This is a genomic window from Streptacidiphilus jiangxiensis, assembly GCF_900109465.1.
In the GTDB taxonomy this organism is placed as follows: domain Bacteria; phylum Actinomycetota; class Actinomycetes; order Streptomycetales; family Streptomycetaceae; genus Streptacidiphilus; species Streptacidiphilus jiangxiensis.
Window position 1 is genome coordinate 397,436 of record NZ_FOAZ01000005.1, and the last position, 9,033, is coordinate 406,468.

Here is a 9,033-nt window from a genome sequence, read left to right on the forward strand (position 1 = left end):
CTGAGGATCCGGCATGGACTCGGGGGAGAGCTGACGCGGATGGCCATCACCAACACCACAGGTGGCGCGGATGTCCCCGCCGGGACGTCCGCCGACGGCAGACCCTGGTGGATCGACTACCACGCCGGACCCGGGGGCGGCGCCGCCACCCGCCACCTCCAGGCCGCCGCGCACCTGGACCGGACCTTCCGCGACCGCGTCATCACGGAGCTGGTCGAGGAGCGCCACCGCGTGCCTGCGCCCGCGCCCGGCATCGCCGCCGACCACGTGCTGGCGGAGTGCCTCCGGGCCCGCCGGCTGAGTCTGTGGACGGCGGCGGCCTGCACGCTGCTGCTGGTGATCGGGCTGGCCGCCGACTGGGCCTCCGCGCTGGTGTCCGCCGCGGTGGTCGTGGGCGTGTTCCTCTACGGCGCCTGGGTGCGGTTCGCCGAAGGCGTGATCGTCCGGTTCTTCCCCTTCTACGACTCCGGCGTGCGCCGCCGTCGGCTGCGACTCGCGCTCCGGCTGACCCCGGGGGTGATCTACCTCGGCGCCTCGGCCGTCGCGTTGATCGCGGCGCTGGTCACGGCGCTGTACAGCGGCGGCAGTGGCGGCAGTCCGCTCGATGGCCAGAACCCGTTCGGCCCCGGCTCCTCCGACGGCGGTGGCGGCGGTGGCGGCGGTGGCAACTCGGGCTGGGTGCTGCCGTTGGTGCTGCTGGTGGGCTGGATCCTGATCGGCGCGGTCTCCCGATTCCTGCGCCACCAGCGCCTCTCGGAGCTCGCCGACCCGGCCCGGACCCCGTCCTTCGGTCCCACCCCGGCGAGCCTCGCGGCGGTCTTCGAGCGGCTTCGCACCAAGGCGGCCGAGACGGACACCGTCTACGGTGACTTCCAGCCGTTCGTCGGTTCCGGTGTCTCCGTCGGCGAGTGGTCGCTCCAGACCGAGCTGCGTCCGGCCACCGTCGGCGCCGAGCCGGGGCGGCTCACGGTCAGTCAGTTGCACGAGCAGATCGCCGCCTGGGTGCGGGGCCTCTCCAGCGGGGTGGAGTACCCGGGGGATGCGTTGCACTCTCTCGCGGTCGGCGACCGCGTCCTTCGCTCGGGGTTGCGCATGGAGCCGCACGAGGCGTGGTTCGACAAGCTCACCCCGGCCGCGGCCGCGTCGGCGGCGGGAGCCTCGAACGGCGGCGTGGTTCCGGCGGACGGTGGCCAGGCCATGTACCGCGGCTGGATCCGCGAGCTCGACGCCGACGCACATCCGGGTCTGCGCCACTACGTGGAGAGTCGTGCGGAGCTGTGGAACGGCCAGTTGGTCGTCTCCACCTTCGTTCGCGTCAGCATCCAGGGGCACCAGCTCTACGTGGAGGGCCTGGAGTACGTGCTGCCCCCGGTCGCCGCCCGCTACCGCGCCGTGGACCTCGTGCTGACGCCCGACGGCCTCGACGCGGTCCGCGCACTCTGGGCGGCCACCACGCACATCGGCCGTGACCTCGGTGACAACCTCGCACAGGTCGTCACCACCGCCGCCTCCCTGGTCCGCGGCTGGTTCCGCCGGCGCTGGCGTGAGCGGATGCTCGCGGCCGGGCGCAAGGTCCAGCAGGGTCCGCGCGTCAGCGTCCGCGAGTTGGGCGCGGAGGACACCTTCGAGGTGCTGTTCCAGTTCCTGGACTCGCAGCGGGTCCTGTCCGCGGTGCGCGAGCGTGCCCTGACCGCAACGCTGTCGCTGCTCAAGCAGCAGGGCTACAACACCGAGCAGTTCGAGGCCGGGGCGCAGAACATCAACATCAACAACGGGATCCAGAACTACGACAGCGAGGTTTCGGGCGCTCAGGCGGCCGGGAGCGGTGCCCGGGCCCGTTCCAAGCCGTCGGTGCCGAAGCCGCGGATGGGGGCTGACTGAGGATGACGTCGCAGTCCAACTGGGGCATCCAGAACAACAACAGTCCCAACTACGGGGCACAGGCGGCGGGAGCCGGAGCGACGGCGTCCGTCGGGGATCCCGTCTCGGCGAACGCGCTGGCTCAGGCGGTGGCGGCCCTCGCGGCGACCTTGCCGTCGCTGGAGCTGGACACCGCGACGGCGGAGGACGCCTCCGCACACCTGGAGGATCTCCGCGTCGAGGCGACCGCGGCGCAGCCGAGCCAGGGGCGGATCCGCCGAGCGCTGAGCGGTCTGACGACCTTGCTGGGCGGTGCGGCCGCGGCGGCGACGGCGCTCGCCGCCGTCGAGAAGGCGGCGGAGCCGTTGCTGCGCGCTCTTGGCACGTAGCGCCGTCAGCTGATCCTGTCGGCTCCGGTGTACACATTTCCTCCGCGGCCGCGGAGGAAACCGACGAGCGTCATGCCCGCCTCCTCCGCCAGGTCCACCGCCAGTGCGGACGGAGCGGAGACCGCGGCCAGCATCGGGATGCCCGCCATCGCCGCCTTCTGGACCAGTTCGAACGACGCGCGCCCGCTGACCATCAGGACGTGTCCGCGAAGCGGCAGCAGGTCCTCCCGCAGGGCCCAGCCGATGACCTTGTCCACCGCGTTGTGGCGGCCCACGTCCTCGCGGACGCAGAGCAGGCGGCCGTCGGCGGTGAAGAGGCCCGCCCCGTGGAGGCCACCGGTGGAGTCGAAGGCGCGCTGGCCGGCGCGGAGGGTGTCGGGGAGGGAGTAGAGGACGTCCTCGGTGACCACGAGGGGGTCGTCGCCGAGGTCGGCGGGAAGCCGCTTGCGGACGGCGTCGACCGTCTCCGCGCCGCACAGGCCGCACGCGCTGCTGGTCAGCAGGGAGCGGTACGCCGAGACGGGAACGGTCTCAGGACGCGACACCCGCGCGTCGACGACGTTGTAGGTGTTCACGCCCTCCGCGTTGGTGCCCGCGCAGTAGCGCAGCGCCGGGACGTCCTCCGCCCGCGCGGCGATGCCCTCGGCGACGAGGTAGCCGGCCACGAGGTCGAAGTCGTGGCCGGGGGTGCGCATGGTGACGGTGAGCGCGCGGCCGCCGACGCGGATCTCCAGGGGCTCCTCCGCGGCGAGCGCGTCCGGTCGTGCGTCCCTGCGCCCGTCGCGCAGACGTGTGACGCGGCGGCGTTCGGTCACCCGACCCATGGGTGCCCCTCCTTCGGTACGGCTCTGCTGGGTCAACGGTACTCGGGAGGCCGACTCCTGTTGTCATAGGGCCATTCACATGATGTGATTTCGCATATGGATATGCACAACGTCGTCATCGGCAAGGCCAACGTGGGCCCGGCCGACGTCATCGCGGTCGCGCGCGGCAACGCCAAGGTGGAGCTCTCCGGGGACGCGCTGGCCGAGATGGCCGCGTCTCGCGCGCGGATCGACGCGCTGGCCGCCGAGCCGCGCCCGGTGTACGGGGTGTCCACCGGCTTCGGCGCCCTGGCCGTCCGCCACATCAGCCCCGAGCTGCGCGCGCAGCTCCAGCGTTCGCTGGTCCGCTCGCACGCGGCCGGCATGGGCCCGCAGGTCGAGCGCGAGGTCACCCGCGCGCTGATGCTGCTGCGCCTGAAGACCCTGGCCTCCGGCCGCACCGGCGTGCGCCCGGTCGTCGCCGAGACGATGGCGGCGATCCTCAACGCCGACATCACCCCGGTCGTGCACGAGTTCGGCTCCCTCGGCTGCTCCGGCGACCTCGCGCCGCTCTCCCACTGCGCCCTGACGCTGATGGGCGAGGGCCTCGCCTACGGCCCGGACGGCACCGTCCGCGACGCCGGCGAGCTGCTGGCCGAGCACGGCATCGCGCCGATCGAGCTCGCCGAGAAGGAGGGCCTGGCCCTCATCAACGGCACCGACGGCATGCTCGGCATGCTGGTGATGGCGATCGCCGACCTGGCCCGCCTGTTCACCGTCGCCGACGTCACCGCCGCCATGTCGCTGGAGGCGCTGCTCGGCACCGAGCGCGTGCTGCTGCCCGAGCTGCACGCCATCCGCCCGCACCCCGGCCAGGCCGCCTCCGCCGCCAACATGCTGAAGGTGCTGGAGGGTTCCGGCCTCACCGGCCACCACCAGGACGACGCGCCGCGTGTCCAGGACGCCTACTCCATCCGCTGCGCCCCGCAGGTCGCCGGCGCCGGTCGTGACACCCTCACCCACGCCCAGCTGGTCGCCGACCGCGAGCTGGCCGCCGCCGTCGACAACCCGGTCGTGCTGCCCGACGGCCGCGTCGAGTCGAACGGCAACTTCCACGGCGCGCCCGTCGCCTACGTGCTCGACTTCCTGGCGATCGCCGCGGCCGACCTCGGCTCGGTGGCCGAGCGCCGCACCGACCGCCTGCTGGACAAGAACCGTTCGCACGGCCTGCCGCCGTTCCTCGCGGACGACCCGGGCCTCGACTCCGGCCTGATGATCGCCCAGTACACGCAGGCCGCGCTGGTCAGCGAGAACAAGCGCCTCGCCGTCCCCGCCTCGGTCGACTCCATCCCGTCCTCGGCGATGCAGGAGGACCACGTCTCCATGGGCTGGTCGGCCGCGCGCAAGCTGCGCCAGGCCGTGGACAACCTGGCCCGCGTGCTGGCCGTCGAGCTCGTCGCCTCGGCCCGTGCGCTGGAGATCCGCACCTACAGCCACACCGGCGGCGACAGCCCGCTCGCCCCGGCCACGGCGGCCGCCGTCGCCGCGGCGCGCGAGGCCGGCGTCGGCGGCCCGGGCGCGGACCGCTTCCTCGCCCCCGACCTGGAGGCCGCCTACCGCTTCGTCCGCGGCGGCGCCCTGGTCACCGCGGTGGAGACGGTCACCGGCCCGCTGGCCTGACCGCCGGTCCGACCCACCCGCCCGACCGGTGCGTCCGACCCGCTCGAACGTTCCGTATCGGGTTCATACCGGCAGGTGAGAAGGGACTTGCCGACTCTGCATGCGGTCATGCAGAGTCGGCACCTACTGAATCGCCTGCCCGCCCGCTGGAGGCGCACATGAGCGTGACACCGCCCCAGTCGGTGGAGGCCCCGCCGAGCAGCGGGCCCTCCAGCAGGCTGCTCCGGCTCTTCGAGGGCTACCGGCTGACGCCGACTCAGCGGCGGATCGCGCACTGCCTGGTCCGCAACGCCGCCGAGGCCCCGTTCCTGTCCAGCGTCGAGGTGGCCGAGCTGGCCGGCGTCAGCCAGCCCTCCGTCACCCGCTTCGCTGTCGCCCTCGGTTTCGACGGCTACCCCGCGCTGCGGCGCCGGCTGCGGGAGCTCGGCCTGGCCGAGCCGGGCGGCGAGCCCGGCGTCCGCGTCGGCGGGGTGCGCGAGACGGCCGGCGAGATCGTCCGCAACGAGCAGCAGCAGGCCGTGCTGAGTGAGATCGCCAACCTGCAGCACCTGGCCGCGGTGCTGGCGGACCCCGAGCCGGTGCTCCAGGCAGCACGCGTGCTGGCCGCCTCCCGGCCGCTCGTCGTCCTCGGCCTGCGCGCCGCCTCGGCCCAGGCGCACGGCTTCGCCTACTTCGCGGGCAAGGTCCATCCGGACGTCCGACTGCTCGACGAGGGCGGCTCCATGCTGCTCGACCGGATCGAGCAGGCCCGCATCGCGGGCGCGTCCGCCCTGATCTGCTTCGCGCTGCCGCGCTACCCGCGCGAACTGCTGGACGCCCTGAACGCGGCGAAGGCCGCCGGGCTCACCGTCGTCACCGTCGCCGACAGCGCGTTCGCGCCGGTGGCCTCCGTCTCCGACCTGCTGCTGCCGGCCGCGGTCGGCTCCAGCCTCGTCTTCGACACCGCCTGCGCGCCGATGATGCTCGGCCGGGTGCTGCTCCAGGCGATGTGCGACGAGCTGCCGGGCTCGGTGCTGCGGCTGGAGGAGTTCGAGCAGCAGGCGGCGACGCGCGGGCTGTTCCTGGGATGACGCAGCCTGGGGCGGCGCAGCCCGGGATGACGCCGCCCGGGACGGCGGTGGAGATCTTCTCGGTCGAGGAGCTGCTCGGGCTCACCGACGACACGCTGGTGCTGTGGACCGCCCAGGGACTGACGGGCGGTGGGCGTGCCTGGGCGGGGGAGGACGCGGTCATCGCCGCGGCGCCCGGGATCTCGACGCGCGACCGCGTCGGCGTGTGGGCGCGCTCCCCGCAGGCGGCGGTCGCGCTCGCCCGCGAGGTGCTGCCGCAGTTGCCGCGCAGCTTCCGCCCGTTCGGCGAGCGCCCGCTGATCGCGGCGATCGCCGCCGCCGTGCCGGGCCTGGAGGTCGTCGGCCACTTCGGCTGGATGGACGCCCGTGAGACGTCCCCGGCGGAGTCCCCCGCCCCCTGGCTCGACGACACCACCGGCGTCAACGCCCTCCTCGACCTCGCCTACCCGGCCTCCTACGCCCGTGCGGGTGTCCCCGGCGTCGAGCGCTGGGCCGGCTTCCACGACGACGCCGACCGCCTGCTCGCCATCGGCGCCCTCGCCTGGTCCTCCCCGCAGGTGGCCCTGCTCAGCGGCATCGCGGTCGCGCCGGACGCCCGCGGCAAGGGCCTGGCCCTGCCGATCTGCGCCACCCTCGCCCAGGCGGGCCTGGCGGAGCGCGGCACGGTGGCCCTGATGGTGGAGGACCACAACACCACCGCCCGCCGCGTCTACGACCGCCTCGGCCTGCGCCACCGCCCGGTGTCGGCGGCGGCGTTCACCTGACCCCGGGCGCAGATCAGGCCTGCACGCCTCAAGACAATTCTCATCCGGCGGAGTTATCGTCCCGCCATGCTGCGTGGGACGTATGCGCGCGCCCGGGTCGTCGTCGTTCGCGAGGCCGTGGCGCGCACGCTGATGTGGATCGGGGCGGTCGGCGCCCTCGCCGGGCTGCTGATCCCCAGCCTGACCGGGCTCGGGCTCGGCGCGTTGATCGGGGCCGGGTTGTTCGTGCTCGGGCTGCTGGTCGGCCTGCTCCAGCGACGGCGCTGGTTCGCGGTGCAGGCCGCGGCCGCCGAGAAGGCCGCGTTCGCGGTGACGCTGGAGCCGCCGCACGAGACCCGGCAGCGGCTCGCGCGCGGCCACGCCCTCTGGCTGCTGATCGGGATTGGCGCGACCGCCGCGCTCGGCGTGGTCGCCGGGCCCGCCGCCGGGCTCGGGGTGCTGGGCTACGGCGTCGGCATGCTGCTCTCCGCGCTGCGGCTGGCCCGCTGGGAGCGCCGCGAGGAGAAGCTGCTGTGGGCCCGCACCGACGACGGCCGCCTGTTCGGCCGTCGCAGCGCCGTGGCGGAATTCGTCACCACCGGCCCGGCCGGCGGGAACGTCAAGGCGGTCGTGCACGGCTGAGTTCCTCCACTAGAGTCCCCTGGTTCGCACGACTGATCGGGGGACAGCAGTGAACAGGGACAGGGAGATCGACCCGGCGGCGGACTCGCTCGCCTGGCGCGAGGCGCACCTGCCGGAGCTGACACCGGCGCGCGTCGCGGCGCTGAAGAAGGCCGGGTTCGACGCCGACAGACTGCGGCACCTGGCGCGGACCACGTACGGGCGCTCGCTCGCCGTCAGCGTGCTGGTCTGCTTCACCGACGCCTACCCGCAGGCCGCCTCGGTGCAGGACGTCGCTCGGGCGGGCGAGGCGAACCGGCGGATCACCTCCCGCAGCAGCGCGCAGTTCGAGAAGGCACTCGCCGCGCACGGGCTGCACAGTCAGGGGCCGCGGTCGGACGCCGCGGCCGGTTCCGTCCTGCCTCCGCTGCTGCCGGGCCGACGGCCGACCACCTCCCGGCGCTGGTGGCTGGGCTGGTCGCTCGCCTTGCTGCTCGCGCTCTTCGGCACGACCCTCCTCGCCTCCCTGGACTTCGGCATCGGCGCCGTCCTGGGCGCGGTCCTCCTGGCCGTCGGCTGGCTGCTGCTGGTTCGGCGGCTGGCCTACGGGCCGTATCGGAACCAGGTCCCCAAGCGGACCCGACTGCTGTACGCGGCCGCGGCGGTCGCGTTCGTGATCGGCTCGGCCGGGGCCGCCGACGCGGTGATGCTCTGCTTCGGTCAGCACGGCGTGGGGCGGGTCGACTCGGCGACGCAGGAGACCGGCACGCACGGCACCGTCTACACCCAGTGCTCGGTCGACGAGCCCGACGGCTCCTGGGCCGAGCTCCGCTTCGGCGGCGCCTGCCCGGGGCCGGAAGGCACGCCGGTGCCGATGTTCTACTTCGCGGGCGGCGACGACAGCACTCCCTGGCGGCCGGTGCCGGGCACGGCGGGATCGGTCGCGCCCCTGGTCGCCCTGTGGGGCGTCGGCACGCTGGTGGGCTGCGGCCTGCTGACGCGGGCGGCGCTGACCCCCTGACCGACCCGTCCGGTCAGTCCGCCTCCGGGACCACCCGGACCGACGCCGCGACCCGCCCGCGCGCGGCCTCGAACGCGGCCGTCAGTTCGGCTGCCCAGACGTGCTCGACGAGCAGCAGCAGCGCCGACTCGTCCTCGTCGAGCAGCTCCTGCGCCTCGGTCACGTCGTCCTCCGTGATCAGCCCGGCCTCGCCGGGCTCCGCGATCACGGCGCCGGACCGGCCGCGGCGCAGCTTCCGCACGTCCAGGACCCGGACGCCCCCGTCGCGCCGCAGTCGTTCCAACGGTTCCAGGACGGTCGCGCCGATCCCGTCGCACGGGAAGGCGAGGACCAGGAACTCCACCGGGCCCACGCGGCTCTCCTCTCGGTCGTCCGTGTCGTGTCAGCATAGGTGCCGAATGCTTACAAAGCGGACAAAAGAGAATCCTGGTCGGCGGCTCTGGTGGAGCGCGGTGTGAACGGCTACATTCAGACTCGTCGATGGTGAATGAATCTATCCACATCGCCGATCACCGAAGAGAGGACGCGAACGATGGCGCAGCAGCAGAGCGGCCCGCGCACGGTCCGTGCCGCGCGTGGCACTGAGCTGAGCACCCTGGGCTGGCAGCAGGAGGCCGCCCTGCGGATGCTGAACAACAACCTCGATCCGGAGGTGGCGGAGCACCCGGAGAAGCTGGTCGTCTACGGCGGCACGGGCAAGGCCGCGCGTGACTGGCGTTCCTACGACGCGATGGTGCGCACGCTGCAGACGCTGAAGCAGGACGAGACGATGCTGGTGCAGTCCGGCCGTCCCGTGGGTGTGATGCAGACCCACGAGTGGGCGCCGCGGGTGCTGATCGCGAACTC

General features: G+C 73.6%; 9 protein-coding genes and 1 pseudogene. 8 read left to right on the forward strand and 2 right to left on the reverse strand.

Annotated elements, in window-relative coordinates; genetic code table 11:
- Window positions 1–39 precede the first annotated feature (39 nt).
- Window positions 40–1,881: a hypothetical protein gene (locus tag BMY61_RS13085; RefSeq protein ID WP_042459305.1), complete on the forward strand. Its 1,842-nt coding sequence runs from the start codon at window positions 40–42 to the stop codon at window positions 1,879–1,881.
- A 2-nt stretch (window positions 1,882–1,883) separates the two neighbouring features.
- Window positions 1,884–2,249 (forward strand): hypothetical protein, encoded by a 366-nt coding sequence (locus BMY61_RS13090; RefSeq protein WP_042459308.1) that lies wholly within the window; start codon window positions 1,884–1,886, stop codon window positions 2,247–2,249.
- Window positions 2,250–2,254: 5 nt separating this feature from the next.
- Here BMY61_RS13090 and fdhD read toward each other — a convergent pair whose 3' ends face one another.
- On the reverse strand, window positions 2,255–3,073 hold the full coding sequence (gene fdhD, locus BMY61_RS13095) for a formate dehydrogenase accessory sulfurtransferase FdhD (protein WP_042459311.1): 819 nt from the start codon (window positions 3,071–3,073) through the stop codon (window positions 2,255–2,257).
- Between the two features lie 102 nt (window positions 3,074–3,175).
- Here fdhD and hutH point away from each other — a divergent pair, with 102 nt between their 5' ends.
- The 5 genes from hutH to BMY61_RS13120 all read left to right on the forward strand — a co-directional run bounded on the left by hutH (window position 3,176) and on the right by BMY61_RS13120 (window position 8,187).
- Window positions 3,176–4,732, forward strand: coding sequence for a histidine ammonia-lyase (hutH, locus tag BMY61_RS13100; RefSeq protein ID WP_042459315.1), 1,557 nt, complete (start codon window positions 3,176–3,178; stop codon window positions 4,730–4,732).
- A gap of 158 nt (window positions 4,733–4,890) precedes the next feature.
- Complete coding sequence (locus BMY61_RS13105; protein ID WP_042459321.1) at window positions 4,891–5,802, forward strand: MurR/RpiR family transcriptional regulator; 912 nt, start codon at window positions 4,891–4,893, stop codon at window positions 5,800–5,802.
- Window positions 5,799–6,566: a GNAT family N-acetyltransferase gene (locus tag BMY61_RS13110; RefSeq protein ID WP_236656645.1), complete on the forward strand. Its 768-nt coding sequence runs from the start codon at window positions 5,799–5,801 to the stop codon at window positions 6,564–6,566. The genes BMY61_RS13105 and BMY61_RS13110 overlap by 4 nt, the downstream gene beginning before the upstream one ends.
- 66 nt (window positions 6,567–6,632) lie before the next feature.
- Window positions 6,633–7,187, forward strand: coding sequence for a hypothetical protein (locus tag BMY61_RS13115; RefSeq protein ID WP_052439476.1), 555 nt, complete (start codon window positions 6,633–6,635; stop codon window positions 7,185–7,187).
- Between the two features lie 49 nt (window positions 7,188–7,236).
- Window positions 7,237–8,187: a hypothetical protein gene (locus BMY61_RS13120; RefSeq protein ID WP_042459324.1), complete on the forward strand. Its 951-nt coding sequence runs from the start codon at window positions 7,237–7,239 to the stop codon at window positions 8,185–8,187.
- Window positions 8,188–8,200: 13 nt separating this feature from the next.
- On the opposite strand, the gene BMY61_RS13125 is transcribed toward BMY61_RS13120, so the two are convergent.
- Window positions 8,201–8,539 carry a hypothetical protein gene (locus tag BMY61_RS13125; protein WP_042459327.1) on the reverse strand — a complete coding sequence of 113 codons (339 nt, stop codon included), beginning with the start codon at window positions 8,537–8,539 and terminating at the stop codon, window positions 8,201–8,203.
- 180 nt (window positions 8,540–8,719) lie between these two features.
- Between BMY61_RS13125 and BMY61_RS13130 the strand changes: the two are divergent.
- A pseudogene (locus BMY61_RS13130) lies at window positions 8,720–9,033 on the forward strand (urocanate hydratase); the annotation flags it as partial.

Bases quoted from the DNA above. Each gene is read 5' to 3' on its own strand.
- fdhD (WP_042459311.1), bottom strand. From the start codon at position 3,073: ATGGGTCGGGTGACCGAACGCCGCCGCGTCACACGTCTGCGCGACGGG.
- BMY61_RS13110 (WP_236656645.1), top strand. From the start codon at position 5,799: ATGACGCAGCCTGGGGCGGCGCAGCCCGGGATGACGCCGCCCGGGACG.
- BMY61_RS13085 (WP_042459305.1), top strand. From the start codon at position 40: ATGGCCATCACCAACACCACAGGTGGCGCGGATGTCCCCGCCGGGACG.
- hutH (WP_042459315.1), top strand. From the start codon at position 3,176: ATGCACAACGTCGTCATCGGCAAGGCCAACGTGGGCCCGGCCGACGTC.
- BMY61_RS13090 (WP_042459308.1), top strand. From the start codon at position 1,884: ATGACGTCGCAGTCCAACTGGGGCATCCAGAACAACAACAGTCCCAAC.
- BMY61_RS13115 (WP_052439476.1), top strand. From the start codon at position 6,633: ATGCTGCGTGGGACGTATGCGCGCGCCCGGGTCGTCGTCGTTCGCGAG.
- BMY61_RS13105 (WP_042459321.1), top strand. From the start codon at position 4,891: ATGAGCGTGACACCGCCCCAGTCGGTGGAGGCCCCGCCGAGCAGCGGG.